General features: G+C 35.7%; 14 protein-coding genes. 5 read left to right on the top strand and 9 right to left on the bottom strand.

Annotated features, from left to right (window positions below):
- Nucleotides 1–10 precede the first annotated feature (10 nt).
- From ACQ33O_RS00280 to ACQ33O_RS00265, 4 genes are all read left to right on the top strand, one after another.
- Nucleotides 11–2,038, top strand: a complete 2,028-nt coding sequence (locus ACQ33O_RS00280) for a DUF3858 domain-containing protein (protein ID WP_430993537.1) — start codon at nucleotides 11–13, stop codon at nucleotides 2,036–2,038.
- Nucleotides 2,038–3,951 (top strand): DUF3857 domain-containing transglutaminase family protein, encoded by a 1,914-nt coding sequence (locus tag ACQ33O_RS00275; RefSeq protein WP_430993536.1) that lies wholly within the window; start codon nucleotides 2,038–2,040, stop codon nucleotides 3,949–3,951. Before ACQ33O_RS00280 ends, ACQ33O_RS00275 begins: the two co-directional genes overlap by 1 nt.
- A gap of 220 nt (nucleotides 3,952–4,171) precedes the next feature.
- Nucleotides 4,172–6,808, top strand: a complete 2,637-nt coding sequence (clpB, locus tag ACQ33O_RS00270; RefSeq protein WP_430993535.1) for an ATP-dependent chaperone ClpB — start codon at nucleotides 4,172–4,174, stop codon at nucleotides 6,806–6,808.
- A gap of 252 nt (nucleotides 6,809–7,060) precedes the next feature.
- Nucleotides 7,061–7,630 carry a DsbA family protein gene (locus ACQ33O_RS00265; protein ID WP_430993534.1) on the top strand — a complete coding sequence of 190 codons (570 nt, stop codon included), beginning with the start codon at nucleotides 7,061–7,063 and terminating at the stop codon, nucleotides 7,628–7,630.
- Nucleotides 7,631–7,677: 47 nt separating this feature from the next.
- Here the strand turns inward: ACQ33O_RS00265 and ACQ33O_RS00260 are convergent, their stop codons facing one another.
- From ACQ33O_RS00260 to ACQ33O_RS00245, 4 genes are all read right to left on the bottom strand, one after another.
- On the bottom strand, nucleotides 7,678–8,436 hold the full coding sequence (locus ACQ33O_RS00260; RefSeq protein WP_430993533.1) for an SIMPL domain-containing protein: 759 nt from the start codon (nucleotides 8,434–8,436) through the stop codon (nucleotides 7,678–7,680).
- 73 nt (nucleotides 8,437–8,509) lie between these two features.
- Entirely contained in the window at nucleotides 8,510–9,469 is a 960-nt protein-coding gene (locus ACQ33O_RS00255) for a transglutaminase domain-containing protein (RefSeq protein ID WP_430993532.1), read from the bottom strand.
- A gap of 167 nt (nucleotides 9,470–9,636) precedes the next feature.
- Nucleotides 9,637–10,728, bottom strand: a complete 1,092-nt coding sequence (locus ACQ33O_RS00250) for an agmatine deiminase family protein (RefSeq protein ID WP_430993531.1) — start codon at nucleotides 10,726–10,728, stop codon at nucleotides 9,637–9,639.
- 68 nt (nucleotides 10,729–10,796) lie between these two features.
- Nucleotides 10,797–11,672, bottom strand: a complete 876-nt coding sequence (locus ACQ33O_RS00245; protein ID WP_430993530.1) for a carbon-nitrogen hydrolase — start codon at nucleotides 11,670–11,672, stop codon at nucleotides 10,797–10,799.
- Between the two features lie 66 nt (nucleotides 11,673–11,738).
- Between ACQ33O_RS00245 and ACQ33O_RS00240 the strand changes: the two genes are divergently transcribed.
- Entirely contained in the window at nucleotides 11,739–12,242 is a 504-nt protein-coding gene (locus tag ACQ33O_RS00240) for a YdeI/OmpD-associated family protein (protein ID WP_430993529.1), read from the top strand.
- 34 nt (nucleotides 12,243–12,276) lie between these two features.
- Here ACQ33O_RS00240 and ACQ33O_RS00235 read toward each other — a convergent pair whose 3' ends face one another.
- The 5 genes from ACQ33O_RS00235 to ACQ33O_RS00215 all read right to left on the bottom strand — a co-directional run bounded on the left by ACQ33O_RS00235 (nucleotide 12,277) and on the right by ACQ33O_RS00215 (nucleotide 19,107).
- A complete protein-coding gene (locus ACQ33O_RS00235; protein WP_430993528.1) occupies nucleotides 12,277–12,906 on the bottom strand; it encodes a peptidylprolyl isomerase in 630 nt (209 codons plus the stop codon).
- A 3-nt stretch (nucleotides 12,907–12,909) separates the two neighbouring features.
- Complete coding sequence (locus ACQ33O_RS00230) at nucleotides 12,910–15,027, bottom strand: DUF4954 family protein (RefSeq protein WP_430993527.1); 2,118 nt, start codon at nucleotides 15,025–15,027, stop codon at nucleotides 12,910–12,912.
- A 441-nt stretch (nucleotides 15,028–15,468) separates the two neighbouring features.
- Entirely contained in the window at nucleotides 15,469–16,470 is a 1,002-nt protein-coding gene (locus tag ACQ33O_RS00225) for an AAA family ATPase (RefSeq protein ID WP_430993526.1), read from the bottom strand.
- Nucleotides 16,463–17,092 (bottom strand): nicotinamide riboside transporter PnuC, encoded by a 630-nt coding sequence (pnuC, locus tag ACQ33O_RS00220; RefSeq protein ID WP_430993525.1) that lies wholly within the window; start codon nucleotides 17,090–17,092, stop codon nucleotides 16,463–16,465. The genes ACQ33O_RS00225 and pnuC overlap by 8 nt, the downstream gene beginning before the upstream one ends.
- Nucleotides 17,092–19,107, bottom strand: a complete 2,016-nt coding sequence (locus ACQ33O_RS00215; protein ID WP_430993524.1) for a TonB-dependent receptor — start codon at nucleotides 19,105–19,107, stop codon at nucleotides 17,092–17,094. The genes pnuC and ACQ33O_RS00215 overlap by 1 nt, the downstream gene beginning before the upstream one ends.
- Nucleotides 19,108–19,146 lie beyond the last annotated feature (39 nt).

The following is a 19,146-nucleotide window of genomic DNA, read 5'->3' as shown; positions in this document are numbered from 1 at the left end:
TTTGTACTTTATGAAGTTTAAGTTTTTTATTCTTTCCGGACTTTGTTTCTTATTTATATCGAATAGCCTGTATGCTCAGGATAAATTGCCCATAAAGTTTGGACGAGTTTCTGTTGAAGACTTTGATATTACAAAATTAAATGTTGATACAACCGAAGGTGCTGTTGTAATTGCAGACGTGGGTATTAGTTCGTTTGAAGGAAACACAAAGGGGTATTTTACATTGGTATTTAAACACCAGCGTCGTGTAAAAATAATTAATAAAAATGGTTTTGATCTGGCCAATGTTGAGATCCCATTATATGTTCAAGGAAATAAAGAAGAGAGTTTGGAGAAGATCAGTGCAATAACTTATAATCTTGAAAACGGTAAAGTAGTTGAAACAAAACTGGATATGAAGTCGGTTTTTAAAGATAAGTATGATAAGAACCATGTGGTCAAGAAATTTACATTGCCTCAGGTTAAAGAAGGTTGTATAATAGAATATTCATACACTATTAATTCTGATTATTTGTTTAATCTGCATGCGTGGAATTTTCAAGGCTCTTATCCGAGGGTTTGGAGCGAATACACAACCAAAGTGCCAGAATTTTTTGAATATGTTTTTCTTTCACAGGGCTATCACCCTTTTTTCAAAAAGAATAATAAATCATATCACGGCGATTACTACGTTACCGTTGATTACAATGGCGCTTACGGTAGCCCGGATCATTTAAAGCTGAGTGGTACAGAAACAGAAAACACATGGATCATGAAAGATGTTCCGGCACTTAAGGAAGAGAAATACACATCCTCAATAAAAAACCATATAGCTAGAATTGAGTTTCAAATGTCGGGTTACAAATTTCCTAATCAACCTCCGAAAAAGGTTATGGGAGATTGGATCACTGTAAGTGACGAATTAATGCAAAGTGATGATTTCGGAGCCAAAATAAATAAGGAGAATAATTGGCTGGATGATGATATTAAATTGATAATGAGCGGAGCTTTAACGAAAATTGATAAAGCCAGAAAGATTTACGAATATGTAAAAAAGCAAATAAAATCAACGGGTGACAGAGGTATATTACTGAGCAAACCATTGAAGGATGTTTTTAGCTCTAAAAGCGGATCTGTTGCAGAAATTAATGTATTGTTGATTGCTATGCTCAAACATGAAAACCTGTATGCCGCTCCTGTTATTCTAAGTACTACTGATCATGGTTATATCAATAACATTTATCCTCTACTCGATAGATTTAATTATGTGGTATGTAAATTAGACATTGATAGTACAAATTATTTTTTAGATGCATCTAAAACTAAAATTGGCTTTGGGCATCTTCCGTTATTTTGTTATAACGGAGATGCAAGGGTAATCGATAAAATTCCTTTAGCAATTAATTTTTCACCAGACACTTTAGCTGAAGCCAAATACACTAACATCATGCTTTTCAATGATCAGAAAGTAAAAGGTAAATGGGAAGGAAATCTTAGTTCCAATTTGGGGTATTACGAGTCGTATGATATAAGAGATGAAATTGCACAGCATGGTATTGGGCAATTTGAAAAAGAATTGTCTTCTTCTTACGCTGAGAACTTTGTTGCTAGGGATATAAAGCTTGAGAATCTTGACGATTGTGAAAAGACGATTAACTTAAAATATAATTTAACGATAGACAATTCAGGTAATGCAGATGTAATTTACTTCAACCCGATGCTCAAAGAAGGTTATACCGAAAATTATTTTAAATCGGCAGAAAGGAAATATCCTGTTGAAATGCCTTATTTAACAGATGAAACGGTAGCGTTATATTTAGATATACCAGAAGGATATGTTGTAGATGAAGTGCCGGCACCAACTAAAGTTACTTTTAATGGAGAAGAAGGGTACTTTGAATATCTGATATCTGTTGGAGAGAGTTCAATTAACTTAAGATCAAGAATTAAACTCGAAAAAGCAACTTTCTATCCCGAAGAGTATGAGGCATTAAGAAGCTTTTTTGACTACATCGTAAAAAAGCAAAGCGAACAAATTGTTTTTAAATTAAAGAAATAATGATCTTTAGAACAACGATATTAATTCTTGTGTTTTTTTCTCAGGCCCTAAAAAGTCAGGCACAAAAAAATAATTATTCTATATGTCTTGTTACAGCTGGCCTGTTAAAAAATGCAAATGCAATTAAGCGGTTTGAAGAAGTAAAACTTGTAATTGATGATATTGGAAAGGCAACACTTTATCATAAATACGCCATTACAATTTTGAACGAGGCTGCTGATCATTATGCAGGTGTTTATGAATACTATGATAAATTGCGAAATGTCAAATATATAGAAGGTGAATTATTCGACGCTTTTGGTGAAAGAATCAGAAAGCTGAAAAAATCGGATATTCAAGACATAAGTCTTGCAGGGGGTTCTAGTTTTGTTTCTGATAGCCGGATTAAGTACTACAATTTTCAGAATAAAAATTACCCATACACCATACAATACGAAACCGCCATTGATTTTAAAGGGATTTTTTATTTTCCGGATTGGATGCCTGTGCAAGGAAGTAATCTATCAGTAGAATTAAGTAAGTTGATTGTAGAAACACCGGTTGACTATGGCCTCCGTTATAAAATGTTCAATATAAGTAAGGAGCCTACTATCACTAAGAACAAAAATAATAATGTATATGAATGGCAGATAGAAAAATTTAGTGCAGTAAGCAAAGAAATTTTATCTCAGGAATGGTATGAGTTAACACCAACAGTTTTTTTAGCACCAACAGATTTTGATGTAGAAGATTATAAAGGTAATATGAGTACTTGGTCTGGATTTGGAAAATTCGTTTATTCATTAAACGTAGGAAGAGATCAATTGCCCGAAGCTACAAAAAACATGGTGCATCAATTGACCGATTCAATTCATGATGATCGGGAAAAGATTCGAACACTTTATAAATACCTGCAAAACAATACTCGTTATGTTAATATTAAATTAGGTATTGGAGGATGGCAGACATTTCCTGCGGAGTATGTTGCACAAAAGGGCTATGGTGATTGTAAAGCATTGAGCAATTACATGTGTGCCATGTTGAAAGAAGTAGGACTTAAAGCTTTTTACACACTTATAAAATCCGGTGACGACGATAAAAAACTATTGGTTGATTTTCCCTCAACACAATTCAATCATATTATTGTATGTGTGCCCTTACAAAAAGATAGTGTTTGGTTGGAATGTACCAGTCAAACCTTGCCAATGGGTTACTTAAGTTCGTTTACTGCAGACAGATATGCCCTATTAGTAGATGAAAATGGAGGTAAGATTGTACGGACACCCAAATATGATATTGATGATAATATTCAGGTTAGAAAGATCAATGCGGTGCTGGAAGAAACCGGTGATTTGAATACAAAAGTTAAAACAACTTATGCAGCTATGCAGCAGGATAACCTGCATTCAGTGATCAATAATTTATCAAAAGCAAGTGTAACAGAATATCTGAAAGAAGTAATCATGCTTCCAAGTTTTGATATCATTAATTATTCATTCAAAGAACAAGCTGGTAAACTACCTGTAGTTTACGAAGATCTGGAGATCAAAGCCAGGAATTACGCTCAGGTGAGTGGTAAAAGATTATTTATTTCTCCGAATGTTTTATCAAAAACAAAAAGACGTTTAAGTACCGATACTGCAAGAATAAATTCGGTAGAACTGAATTTTGAATACCATGATATGGATAGTGTTATTATAGATTTCCCTGCAGGCTATCAGGTTGAGTCGCTTCCGGGAATAACAAAAATTGAAAATAAATTCGGAAAATATTATGCTTCTTTTGTTGTGAAAAGTAATCAAATAATTTATTACCGAAACAGGGAACAATTCAGTGGTAATTTTCCTGCTGCTGATTATTCTGAGTTGGCAAAATTTTATGCTGATATCTATAAAGCAGATAGGCTGCTTGTGGTCTTGAAAAAAAGTGAATGATAATTGATCGTCGTTTTTCAACCGCATTACTTTTATCCCGTAATTACCGCTCCATTTTTTATTACATTATTGAGTTTAAAACCTGCAACAATAGCAGAAAAATATTTGCTGTACTGCATTTGCGGCAGCTACCTATGCATTTATACGCCATAATTGCTGAATTTATCATTTGGATTGGCATTTGCACTGAACTACTAAAATTAACACATAAAATAACGATATGAATCTGAATAATTTCACCATTAAAGCACAGGAAGCAATTGCTCAATCTCAGCAGTTGGCATTCAATAATGCCAATCCGAATATTGAGACTGAGCACTTGTTAAAAGCATTACTCAGCGAAGATGATTCGCCGATAGAATTTCTATTGAAAAAAAATAACGTCAACGTAAATTTTGTTGAGAGTAAAGTAGATGAGAGTATTAATAAACTACCAAAAGTTCAAAACGGCGAACCGGCTCAAATGGTTAGTCGTGATATGAATACTGTTATCTTAAAGTCGTCTGGCATTTTAAAATCATTTGGCGATGAGTTTGTAAGTGTAGAACATTTATTGATCGCTTTACTTCAAGGTAATGATAACAGTGCAAAAATTTTAAAAGACGCAGGTCTTACAGAAAAAGGTTTAACCGCTGCAATAAAAGATCTGCGTAAAGGATCTACAATTTCTTCTCAAACTCAGGAAACACAGTTCAACGCATTGAATAAGTATGCAAAGAACTTAATTGAAATGGCAAGAGCAGGGAAATTAGATCCCGTCATCGGTAGAGATGAAGAGATACGCAGAACCTTACACATTCTTTCTCGTAGAAGTAAAAACAATCCCATTTTGGTAGGAGAGCCCGGTGTTGGTAAAACAGCCATTGCCGAAGGTTTAGCCATGCGTATTGTAAATGGCGATGTTCCCGAGAATTTAAGATCAAAAATTATTTATGCTTTGGATATGGGGCAATTGATAGCCGGCGCAAAGTATAAAGGAGAGTTTGAAGAAAGATTAAAATCCGTTGTAAAGGAAGTTACATCAAGCGATGGGGAAATAATTTTATTCATCGATGAAATTCATACACTTGTTGGTGCAGGTGGAGGCGATGGAGCCATGGATGCTGCTAATATTTTGAAACCAGCTTTAGCTAGAGGAGAGTTGAGAGCAGTAGGAGCAACCACATTGAATGAGTATCAGAAATTTTTTGAAAAAGATAAAGCGTTGGAAAGACGTTTTCAGAAAGTAATGGTAGATGAACCTACTGTTGATGATGCCGTTTCCATTTTACGTGGGTTGAAAGATCGTTATGAAACCTATCATCATGTTCGTATCAAAGATGAAGCGATCATTGCTGCAGTAGAATTATCTCACAGATATATTACCGATCGTTTTTTACCGGATAAAGCCATCGACCTAATTGATGAAAGTGCTGCTAAGCTTCGTTTAGAGATGAACTCTATGCCCGAAGAATTAGACAAGTTAGAAAGACAAATACGCCAACTTGAAATTGAAAGAGAAGCGATCAAGAGAGAAAGTGATGAAGTAAAACTGAAGGAATTGAATACAGAGATATCTAATCTTGCTGTACAAAGAGATACATTCAAAGCAAAATGGCAACAGGAAAAAGAGGTAGTTGAAAAAGTACAAAATGCAAAAGCCGAAATAGAGAACTTAAAATTGGCTGCAGAAAAAGCAGAACGTGAAGGTAATTACGGTAAAGTAGCCGAGATCAGATATGGTAAAGTACAAGAACAAGAGAAGATCATTGCAGAGCAAACACAATTACTTGATCAGATCAGTGAAAAACGTTTATTGAAAGAAGAGGTTGATGCGGAAGACATTGCTGAAAATATAGCGAAAGCAACAGGTATTCCCGTGATGAAAATGTTGCAAAGTGAAAGAGAAAAATTGTTGAATCTGGAGGAAGAATTGCATAAAAGAGTTGTTGGACAAGAAGAAGCAATCGAAGCTGTAAGTGATGCCATTCGCAGAAGCAGAGCTGGATTACAAGATCCTAAAAAACCGATCGGTTCTTTTATTTTCCTTGGTACTACCGGTGTGGGTAAAACAGAATTGGCAAAAGCGTTGGCAGACTATCTCTTTGATGACGATAGTATGATGACCAGAATTGATATGAGTGAATATCAGGAAAAACATTCTGTGAGCAGATTGGTTGGTGCGCCTCCGGGTTATGTTGGTTACGATGAAGGTGGCCAGTTAACAGAAGCAGTACGACGTAAACCATATAGCGTGGTGCTTTTAGATGAAATTGAAAAGGCCCACCCTGATGTGTACAATGTTTTACTACAGGTTTTAGATGATGGAAGATTAACAGACAACAAGGGTAGGGTGGTGAATTTCAAAAACACCATCATCATCATGACAAGTAATATGGGCAGCCAGATCATTCAGGAGAATTTTGAAAACATCACCGATAAGAATAAAGAGGAAGTGGTGGAAAGTACAAAAGCCGAAGTGGTTAATTTATTAAAACAAACCATTCGTCCGGAATTTTTGAACAGGATTGATGAGATCATCATGTTCCAGCCTTTAATGAAAAAAGAAATAAAGGGGATCATCGGTATTCAGCTCGACAACCTGAAAAAATTGGTGGCAGAAAGCGGTATTCAATTAACATTTAGTGATTATGCTTTGGATTACCTGGCAGAAAACGGATATGATACCCAGTTTGGTGCAAGGCCCTTAAAAAGATTGATTCAGAAAGAGATCGTTAACCAATTAAGCAAACGGATTTTAGCGGGAGATATTGACAAAACCAAGCCGGTTTTGGTAGATGTTTTCGATGGTACGGTAGTTTTCAGAAACGAGTCGGTTTCGGAGAAAAAAAGGGAAACTAAGGCTAAATCTGTGTAAATGTCTTGTTAAGGATAAAAATTAAAATTTTATAACTCATTGATTATCATCATTATTAATAATGAATAAAGGAAATATTCCTTAAATGGTAGATAAAAAATGGCAAAAAATAGTACCTTTCGTCGCTTGGTAATCCTTCTGAACTGACATTTTATACTTATCTAACTAGCATAATCCACAGTTTACAGAACAAGAAATTGCAGCAATTCGGTAGAATTTTCTACCTAAAACATATAAAAAAAGGAGATCATTATGGCATTTAAGAAAGATGTGGTTGAAATTATAGAACCGAGAGATGTATTTGTAGGAAACAAAAATGCGTTGGTAACATTAGAAGAGTTTGGTGAATATGAAAGTGAAGCATGTGCAAAAGCTAACGAGGTAGTTAAACAATTGTTGGAAGAATATGAAGGTAAGATCCGTTTTAATTTCCGTCATTTTCCTTTAACTAATATTCACCAACGTGCTTTAAAGGCGGGTGAAGCGGCAGTTGCTACTGCACAAGACGGTAAATTCTGGGAAATGCACAATATTTTATTTGCAAACCGCAGAAATTTAGGAACCACCAGTTTAAAATTACATAGTAAAGAAGCAGGCGTTAACAACAAACGTTTCTTAGATGAGTTGGTAAATGCAACTTATGGCTGGCAGGTTCAGGGAGATATCAGAGAAGGAAAAGATAGAGGTGTTACAAATGTTCCTACATTTTTTATTAATGGCGAACGATACAATGGTAAGATCACTTTCGATGAATTGAGTAAAGCCATCGACGGTACATTAAAGAAAGTAAAGAAAAAAGCTCCGGTAAAACAAAGAGCTTAAATGAAAAGTCCTCAATGAAAATTGAGGACTTTTTTTATCTACATTTTTTATTCTAATTCATATGTTAACCTAACAGTAATACGAGCTGTTTTAGCTTTGCTGTATGTATCATTATTGCCACCATAGCTGTCTTCTTCAACCGATCCTTTTCCGGTGATCTGAAATACACCCATGCTGGCATCTTTTAATTTACCCAGATCCCCTTCGCCTGTCTTTACAATCTTTTGTGCTCTTTCTTTTGCATCCTGTGTTGCCTTTTCTATCAGGTTGTGTTTCAAACTTGGTAGGTCAGAATAAGTATATTGAACCGAATTACTGTTGAACTGAATACCCGAGTTGATCAATTCTGCTGTATGATCTATTACATTTTCTATTTTCTTCATCAACTCAGGATTTTTTATGCTGATGAAATTTACACTTTGCGTGGCTGTGTAACCGTCGAATATCTGTTCGGTCTTTGTAGTATTTCCATCAGTTTCAATGGTGATGGTACGGTAAGATTGATTGAAGTTTACACCGCCAAATGAAAATTCATTTTCTTTGAAGCCTTTCGAAATAAAAAATGCTTTTACTTTTTCTTTGTCGTCATTGATAAGATTGTATGCATCTTTAGCTTCCATCGCTTTGGTGTTGAAACTACCCGACCAGGAAATTTCATCTGAAATAAAATCTTTGGAACCCAACCCTGTTACTGAAATTGAATCGTCGGTAGCATTTCGATTTTTAAAAGCACTACCGAGGATAAATGCAGTTAAAATAATAGCCAGGCCGATGATGGCTGGCTTCAGAAAAGAGTTTTCTTTCATTTTGTTTTAAATTTATAAACCAAATGTAAATACGAAATGATACTCCTTGTATAATAAAGTATTGTTAAATCGTTTATTCAACCACTTCTGCAAAATAAGCAAGTACAGGTTTATTGTTGATCAAAACGGTAACAGGGTAGGTATCTTCCTCATCGAATTTATAACTGAACAAAATTTTACCCTCTGTAAAAGTATAGTCAACTGTTTTGGTTTTTTTCTTTTTTTCCGGACCAATTACAAGCGATACAATTTGCACATTCACTGTGTCAGAAATTTTTATAGAGAACTGAACTGCTTTACTCGATTTGGTTTTAATGTATCCATTGTCGGGAGCGTAAGAACTTAATCCAACATTATATGCCGTTTCTTTTACTAACGGTGTATTGATGAATTCCTTAATGTTTTTTGATCCGTTACCTAATTGCCAGGCCATATTATCGGGAAAATGTTGAAAGTTGAAAATGGTTTTGTTGGCGAAGAAATAATTATCATTAAAACTTTTAGTGTAGGTGGTCATTTTTTCATCGGTGTAGCCACTGCCCCAGGTAGGATCTACATAAAACCATGTTTCCGGGCTCTGCCCTAATTGTACCACTGCCCATGTGTGATTGAACTCATCCGGCTTTTCGCCAATTTGTTCAACATTATTTTTTACCCAACCATCAACAGTAAGGCATCTTATTTTTACCACACTGCACATATCCTGAAACAGTGCGGCATAACCTGCTGCTGTTGCTTTTCTTGTTTTTAAAATAATATCCGAACCGCTTTTATCATTATTATTTGCTTTTGCAGCTTTAAGATCGAAATTGATATTGTATGCTATCCAGTCAAAAATGGCTCTCACTTTATCTAAATTATCAGGAAACTTTTTTGTAATTACATAACTAATGGTACCCATATTTAATGTATCAAGTGAACCCAAGCTTTTTACATAATTATCTACCGCAGAAAAATCTTTTTTCTGTGCAGATACCTGCAAAGCTATAATTGTAAAAAATAGTACGGAGAGTAGTTTTGTAAAGTTTTTCATGTACTAAATATATGAATTGAAAAGTTAATAAAAGATCAATAATATGGGATTCACTATGATTCCAACAGTTCAGTTTAATTTACGATTTGGGATGTACGATGTACGATTTCATTAAATTAAAGCTGGTTCTATTTGTGCTTATCCTTCAAAGTTTGGAAAATCGTAAATTAAACTGCTGGTTCTTGCTGGCTCAAACAATGAAAACTGCCCAATCCCCAAATGATCTCGGTAGAATCAATACCAACAACTGCTCTGTTTTTGAAACAAGATTGTATGATCTGTAACGCTTCGTCATCTTTTTTACACCTGAACGTAGGAACGATCACTGCATGATTGGCAATATAGAAATTGGCGTATGATGCAGGTAGCCGTTGGTTTTCATATATCACCGCATCGGGCATGGGTAGTTCAACAATATTCAATTGTTTGCCATTTAATAAACGCATTTTTTTTAGTTGATGCAAATTGTCTTGTAACAGTTCGTAATTCTCATCTTGTTTATCTGTTTCAATAACAGTCAATACGGTATCTTCATTTACAAAACGAACGGTGTCATCAATATGGCCATCGGTATCATCACCAACAATACCTTCATCCACCCATAAGATCTGTTCAGCGCCATAATAATCATACAAGTATTTCTCTATTTGTTCCTGATTTAAATGCGGATTTCGATTCTTATTTAATAAACATGCTTTCGAAGTAAGTATAGTTCCTTTTCCATTAAATTCCACCGAACCGCCTTCCATAACAATACCCGGATGATATACCGGTATATTAAAATGTTTACCGATCAGAGTTGGCACCACATCATCCAGATCGAAAGGTGGATATTTATTTCCCCATGCATTGTAATTCCAATCAACAATTATTTTTTTTTCTTTTGCAGATGGGTTAATTAAAAATGCCGGTCCGTGATCTCTGCACCATGCATCATTGGTAGGGTGAAAATAAAATTCAATTCTTGAAATATCGGCAGCAGCTTTTTTTAAATGACCTAAAGCAAATTGTCTCATGGCTTCATCAGCCACATTGATACGTACTATTTCGCTCTTGCTTACCTCTTTTATAAATTCGCAATAGTAAGGATATATTTCAGCGATCTTTCCCGGCCATGATGCTTCTTTATGAGGCCAGCTCAACCACATCGCTTCATGCAGAGCAAATTCGGCAGGGAAGTAGTAGCCTAGTTCAGCAGGAGTTTTGCCCCCGTCCCCTAAAGGGGAGTTATTTGACGATTCTAATTTATTTTTATTCACTTATTATTTTGAGATTTTTATTTATTTGATTACCCTTTCTATAACTCCCCTTTAGGGGGCGGAGGGGGTTAATCCTCGTCAATAAATCTTTTTGTAATTGGTTGATAGCTGTCAATTCTTCTGTCCCTTAAAAAAGGCCAGTGTGTCCTGTAACTATCTGTTTTAGCTGTATCAATTTCTACAATTGCAACTTCTTCCTCTTCGTGAGATGCTTTGTATAACAATGTGCCAAACGGATTCGAAACAAAAGATCCACCCCAGAATTTCATAGCGCCATTCTGTTCAAAACCAACCCTGTTAACACTTACCACATGCACACCGTTTGCAACAGCATGACTGCGTTGTATGGTTTGCCATGCATTGTATTGCTCGGTATTCGTTGCTTCATCTTGCGAAGTAGCCCAACCAATTGCGGTTGGATAAAATAAGATTTCAGCTCCCATCAAAGCCGTAATTCTTGCAGCTTCCGGATACCATTGATCCCAACAGATCAACACACCAAAAGTTGCAAATTTTGTTTTGAATATTTTATATCCAAGATCACCCGGAGTAAAATAAAATTTTTCGTAAAAAGCCGGATCATCAGGTATGTGCATTTTTCTGTACTTCCCTAAATATTTTCCATCAGCGTCAATAACAGCAGTTGTGTTATGATACAAACCTTGTGTTCTTTTTTCAAAAAGCGATGCAATAATTACAACCCCTTCTTCCGCAGCTACTTTGCTCAACGCATCGGTAGATGCACCAGGGATAGATTCTGCTAATTTAAAATGCTCGTAATCTTCCGTATCACAAAAATATAATGAGGTAAAAAGTTCCTGCAGACAAACAATTTGTGCTCCCTTTTTTGCAGCTTCTTTTACCTTAGCAATAGCCTTGTTTAAATTCGTTTGCTTATCGGCCACACAGCTCATTTGTACCAATGCAATATTTACTTTTGCCATATCATTTTTTTAAGATGACAAAGATATAGCTTTGTTTTTTACGTCAATAATCAATGTAATGTCATTATGGTAAAATTTACAACGACCATTTTGCAGTTTGCGAAGCAAGGAGAAAAGACGGGCTGGACATATATTACCATCCCCGCAGATATAGCTGTTCAGCTTTACTCCGCAGATAAGAAAGGGTTCAGGGTAAAAGGTAAGTTAGACGATTTTGCTTTCAATGGTATTTCTTTATTACCCATGGGAGGAGGCGATCTAATAATGCCTTTAAATGCGGCTATCAGAAAAGGGATCGGTAAAAGAAAAGGGGCTATGTTGAACGTACAATTGGCATTGGATAAAACAACTTACGAGCTCAATAGAGAATTTATGGATTGTTTGGAAGATGATCCGGATGCCTTGGCATTTTTTAAAACACAAACAAGGTCTATGCAAAATTATTTCAGTAAATGGATAGATGCTGCAAAAACCGACGCCACAAAAACCAAACGTATTGCAATGGCAGTATCCGCTCTGTCACAAAAATTAAATTACGGTGAAATGATGCGGAACAGGGAATCTCGATAGTCGAAAACTTTATTGAGCTTGCAACTTGCCCGAATTAAAGTAACACTCGTAGCAGCAGCGCAAAACCATTATCCTCTTTTGGTTTGTCAGTGATAGTTACAATGTGCAGCCCAATATCTGTCCATACTTTAAATATTTCTCCTTTTTTGTGTGTAGCTATAGCATCATCTAATTGAGGGAGCATAAAACCTCTTATAAACCAACCCAAGTCGCCGCCTTTGCCAGATGAAACATTATCGGAGCTGTAAGTTTTGGCCATATTTGCAAAAGTTGATCTGCCGGTTTTTATTTTACTAATGATCGTATCAGCTAAATTTTCAGCAAATTTTTCTCTGAAGATAGCCGTGTCTAATACAATATGGCTAACATGATAAAATGTGTTGGGCAATTTAGCAAGCACTTTTATCAGATAATTTCCTTTTTTAAAAGGCCCGTAAACCTTACCCACCTTGCCTTTGTAAGCAAGGCTATCGGCAACGCCGAGAAACTCTGTTGTGCTTAAAACAGTAATAGTGTCTATCACATATTTTTTCTTCAGTTTGTATTTTACGTAACCAAGCGGATTATCGGTTGCCTCCAGTTCTTTTTTTATAGTGGCCAGATTTTGAGAAAAAGTATTGCTGCATAGTAATACCAATACAAATAGTACGAACAGTTTTTTCAAAATTTATAATTTGAATTTTTTGATCAATGAGTTTATTTTCTTTTTTGTTTCATCCAGCTCAGCCATTTCCTGTTGAATAAATGCATTGTCTTCCAATCTGCCAATTACTTTATTCATTTCCTCGGTTGTTTCATATACCATTTTTCTAAAGTCGCTGCTGTAGTCTTTTGCACGACTATTGTAAATGCTTTTGCATAAACCTTCTTTTGTTCTCACATACTTCAGCAGTAATTGTTTAAACAATTCCGGTGTAAATTGTTTAGGCGTTATTTTTAAAATTTCCAATAACGAAGTGTAAGCATGATCAAGTTTATCTTTTGAATAAGCGGCGCCTTCTTTTCTATAAAAATTATGCACATCATCCCAGCCTTTTATCTTGTCTTTTTTTACGTTTATCTTAAAAGTATCCACAACTGTTTTTTGTATCAATTGCCCGCCAATGTTTAACCAGTCGCTTCTATGAATTTTTGCAGACAGTGTTTTCTTTAATTCATCAAAGGTTTTGATCTTATTGTTTTCTATATGATTGAATATTTCGTTCACACCATAATATTCTATCAGTGCCGTAAATACCTCAATAGCTTTCGGAACTTTTATGATCAGTGTTTTTCTGTCGGAATTTTCCCAGTTAGCAACTTCTGCCGTACCATTACTATCAGGCTTTAACGATTGTAATAGTTTCAAACTGTCAAACATTTCATTGACCGTATCGGGAGCCAGATAATCGAATTCGATGTTTTGTATCTTTTCAGTGCGTCTGTCCCTGTCTATATATTTTTTCGAATTGCGTTCCAGTGCATACATATTATACAGGAACCAGTAGCCCGGCAGTATCACTAAATTATCTTTCGATACATCATTTACCACCAAACTAAACGGAACGGGTATATTCACTTCTGCAGGAAAATCTCCTTTAGCTAAAATGGTGAACGAAGCAAACTTCGAATTGTGCTTCAAGCTAACGCAAAGTCCCGGCCAAAAGCCACGACCGGCAATGATCTCACCATCTGCAGCACGACTATTATGATTACTGCCAATGGTAGCACCCGCCGCCATATTACTTTGCCCCATGATCAGCGAAGCACATAAAAATGAATTGTTATGGTGTTGTTCGTGTGCCGGAAATATCAATGAGTTCAATACCTCACAACAGGAAATGGTAGAGTTGTTGCCAAGATAAGAGTTCAATAATCTTGCACCATATTTTAATTGCGAATGTGAGGCCATTACAAAACGCACCGCCTTTACACCATAAAAAATTCTGCAACCATAACCAACAATACCATTCACCACTTCGCAACCTTCACCAATTTGTGTAGTGCGGTTTTTATCGCTGTTAATGGTAAGATTTTTTAATTTATTCGCCCCTTTCAAATACGCATCACTACCAATATTCACATCTTTAATGATCTTACAGTTTTTTATAACGGTTCTGTCTTGTATTCTTCCGTAATAACCCCTTCTTGTATCAAATTTGTTTTCGGTAAATTTTTTAAATTTTTCCATCAGGGCCACATCGTCTCTATACCGGCTCCACAGGTATGCATCACCTGTAAGCATACCGTCGAACAAAATCACTTTTCTACCACCATTCTCATTGCACAATTCCATCCACACTCTGTATTTCTCATCTTCACCATCATTTAAAATGCCATTACCAAATTTTGCTTTATCGGTAGTAGCCAGTTCATTTACATTAGCGATCATTACATCGTTACCAATAATGTATCTACTCAAACAGTTCACATTATCAATACAAACATTATCGCCAAAATCGGAGCTGATGATGGTACTGTTGTATAAACCAACCGGCATACGCAGGTTATGAAATTCAAGATACAGCGGTTCTAATTTACCAATGCGTATCAAACCGTAAAACTGACAATTCTTAACCAGTTCCGGATTAAATTTTTCCGATACAAATATTTTATTCCAGTCGTCGGAGGTATTTCTGTTTCTAACCAACACCTGAATTTCAAGCGCAGTTAATTTTCTGTAATTGCCCGATTTGCCATTTTGAATATTCCTGAGGTAGTACTCATCTTTCCCTTTGGGAATGAACTCAGGATCAACAAACCCATAGCCGAGTTGCTCTACAGGTTTCTTCTTAATAATATTCATTGCTTCGTAAAATAATTATCGACTAAAATAATGAAATTTCAGCGAATATGCGTTTTTCGGTAAGGTTGGAGTGTTTTTGTACGCAAACTAATACCGCTGATCGGCTTTGGTCCTGCTATTCGCTGCTACTCCGGCACCGGCCCGGCTGCAAAACCTTCACCGGGGTATCCGCTGCTATCAGGCGTAGCATTTCGGCGATAGAATATGAATGAACATTGATGACTCATTACAGCCTTTATTTGATTGTGTTTTTTAAATGCTAGCAAACCCTACGTGCCGAAGGACCTAAGCCACAGAATGAGAGAGGGTTTTATTGATCAACTTTTTCGGGCTTGGCGAAGGTGGTGATTTTCAGCACAAATATTGATGCGGAGAACCAAACTTTGATTAACCACAAATGTGTCTGCGGAGCACTGAACCGCCACTTTTGCCAAACCAGTGTTATGCCCAGTGTTTTTGTCCATTCGTTGCAATTAGTTTGTTTACTTGTTCAACTGCCTTTTCAAATCTCTCGTCCCAGTTGCCCTTTATTTCTAAAATGTCAATGTTATGGTCTGTCAAAACTTGTCGGTGTGAAAGGTCTAATAAATTTCTTTCTGCTTCACTCAATCGTGTTCCGTCTTGCAGATATTCAACATCGTTATTGAGGTAAAGATAAATATTTGCTCTATTGGAATTGTAAATATCAGCACTTATTTCAAGTTCTTTCTCAAAGGTGAATCGTGAATAGGATTTTGTTGTGTGAATATCGGTGTCTATAATTACAAGCGGACTGTCGGCTAAACTAGTTTTGCCAATTCTCTTTGCATGTTCTGTTGCTACAAGATGTAAGTCGTCAAAGCTGAAAGAGTTTGAGTTAGCAATAATTTCTCTTGCTGCTTCTAAAACCAAATTGCAATTGAAATGCTTTGCAAGTTTTTCTGTCAAGGTTGTCTTGCCTGTTGATTCAGTTCCCAATATCACAACCTTAATTGCAAAGTCGGGCTTCACACTGTCGGGCAAAAATTTCCAATTAGCAAACACATCTTTACGAACAGCAGTGGCCGAAACAGGAAAAAGTTTTTTAGGAATGTCAAAAGCAATGTGCTGAATATTCATAAAGGCGGCAACGAAGTTGCCGTATTCTTCTGATGTAATCAGAAGAGAATAATCAGGCAATTGCTTTTTGAAAATGTCCGCCCAAATTTTTGAAACTGATTCGGAAGTTTCTGATGTGTTTGGCAATTCACTTTCCAAATAGTTAAAGGTTCTTACTTCAACTCTCTTTTCATTTTCAAATGTCTTTTCAATCCATGACTTTCTAACTGTGTCGGGAATATTTTCTTTGTCGCTGCAACAAACTAAAACTGTGAGAAAGTCGCAATTACTCAAAGCGAAATTTATCATCGCTTCATGTCCTTTGTGAAAAGGCAAAAACTTACCGAATACAAATGCTTTAGTCATTCCTTAATTGTTTTCTCCAGTGATAAAGTCCGTAAGATGCAAGTCCAAGAAAAATAAAATATTCAAGTGAGAGAAAGTAAACTCCTTTTTTGAAATAGAGAACAACACAAACCAAATCAACTGCAATCCATAAATACCAGTTCTCAATTTTCTTTTTTGCAAGTAGGATTGTAGCAACAATACTTGAAACCATTACAAACGAATCGATGAAAGGATAAGCCGCTTGTATTTTGAAATACGCTGGCAAATACAAATGAATATTGGTTAAGAGAAAACCCGAAATCAATGTTCCGATTAGAATGGTAACAGCAAGAGATATTTTGTTTCTGAAACTTATTTCAGATAATTTGTTTTCACTTGTCTTTGTGTTCCATTTATACCAACCGTAAAGCGTTACAACAAAAAAATAAATTTGCAGAAACATATCTGCATACAGTTGAATTTGAAAAAACAAAATGAAAAGAAAAACTTCATTCACTATTCCTGTTCCCCAAGTCAGAATGTTTGCCCTTGAAGCAAAGTAAACAGAAGCCAAACCAAACAATGTTCCTATCAACTCAACATAGCTGATTGGGTAACCCAATATTTTAAAGGCGATATTTTCTATTTCAAAGAAGTTCATCAGAAGCTATATTTTATTGAAGCATAAAAATTTGACGGTGCTTGCACAAAATACTTTTTGCTGCCGTCAAAATCCACATAGCCGTTGTTGAAATATTTTGAGTTGGTGATGTTGTTTGCGAAAACACAAAACTGAAAACCTTTGATGTCATAACTAACTCGTCCATTTAAAAGGAAATAACTTTTTACAGTAGAAGTGTTTGCAAAGTCAATGTATGATTTGTCTTGATACCTTAATGAAACTGTAACTGAAAAACCTTTGTATGTATAAACCGCTTCTTGACTGATGATTAAAGGCGGTGTGAGAATAGGAGTGAACACTTCCTTTTGTTCTTTGATGCGACTGTAATTGAAAGAAGGATTATTTATAAGTGAAAAACATTTGCTGACTTTGTAAGTAACACTTAACTCAATTCCTGTTCTGAAACTTTGCTCACTTTTATTTGTGAGTGCTAAACCATTTGGTCCAAATTTCCCGTCAAGCACAATTTCATTTTTAAAATCCATGTAGTAAAGATTCAAATTGAAATTCAATTTCTTTGATTTGTGTCTAAAACCTAACTCATGATTGAGAACATATTCAGGCGTTTTGATTGAAAGAATTGCATTGCCTAAACTGTCTGCTAATAAATCATCATTGCCTCCAAGCATATCGTTTCGTGTTGGCTCTCTGCCTGTGCTTCCAATGCTGTAATAAATTATAGAGTTTGGTTTTACTTCAACACTCAATCCTGCTTTTGGATTGATGAAATGCCATTGCATTTTATCAAATGTAACTGTTCCTTTATAGTCAAACGATGAATAACGATATTGAATGTCGGCAAAGAATGTAAGCCACTTGAAAGTGTAATCTGCTTTTGTAAAAACACTCACTTCTTTTTTGTAGCCAGTGTTTTTGTAGAGCTGTCCTAAAGTTTTTTCGCTGCCGATATGTTGACGGTCATAAATATTTCCGTGAATTCCAGTTGTCCAGTTGAAATGCTTTTTTGAAAAAGTGTAGTTGCTGAAAAAGCCAATCAAGGTTGATTTAAAAGCATAATTGTAAAGTTCGTTTGTGGTCGGCAATCCTAAAAAGTTGTTCAAATTGAAATCGTAATTGCCGTTTAAGAAAGTATAGTAAACACTTGATTGAATTGATGAAAAATTATTGGGTCGCCAACCGTTTTGAAGCTGTGCTAAACATTGAGTGAACTGGTCTTTCTCATTTTTGTTTGCGTTTGTTTTTCTATCTGTTTCAATCAATGAATCTGAAACGCCAATCCATGCTAATTGATTTTGTTGGTGTCCGACAAGCAAATTTATTTTCCAAGTTGATTTGTCATAGAACAAACCGCCACTTATAAAAACAGATTGTGAGTTGTTTGAAGAATTGTATTTGTAGCCGTCAGAAAAAACTTCTGATGCTCTTGCGTAAATTGCTTTATTTTTTTTTATTCCGCTATTGTATTCGCCAAATGCTCTCAAACTGTTGAATGTTCCATAACCAAAGCCAAGAATTGTTTTGGTTGAATCGTAAAGGTGGGGAGAAAATAGTTGAATACTACCGCCATAACTTGCTACTCCATTTTTGGAAGTACCTACACCCCGTTGAATTTGAATTTTACTTACTGAATTTAAGATGTCAGGATAGTTAGAAAAATATGCTCCTTGATCTTCGGGTTCGTTTAATGGAACTCCGTCAAGTGTCATGTTGATTCTTGTTTGGTCAATGCCTCTCAATCTGAAATAGGAATAGCCTTGTGAGTTTCCTGCGTCTGAATAATTCGTGATTGATGGAGTTTCAGAAAGCAAGAACGAAGGTTCTTGTCCTGTTGACTTTGTCTTGAGGTCTTTAGAACTTATGTTCTGAAAAGTTATTGGAGTAAGTTTGTCGGCTTGATAAGTTATAATTACTTCTTTCAACTGTTGTGTTGTATCAAGCCGCAAGGTGTCTTGAGCTTTAAGTTGTCTGCTGGTTAGAATTATTAAAAGAAAAAATGTAAAATATTTCGTCATTTGTGGTCTATCTAATCTCATTTTCTATGTGCGTTGATATTCGTAGGGTGTGTTATAGTA

Origin of the sequence: Ferruginibacter sp. SUN002 (assembly GCF_050611725.1) — a bacterium.
In the GTDB taxonomy this organism is placed as follows: domain Bacteria; phylum Bacteroidota; class Bacteroidia; order Chitinophagales; family Chitinophagaceae; genus Ferruginibacter.
This window is presented reverse-complemented; position numbering and strand designations above follow the sequence as displayed.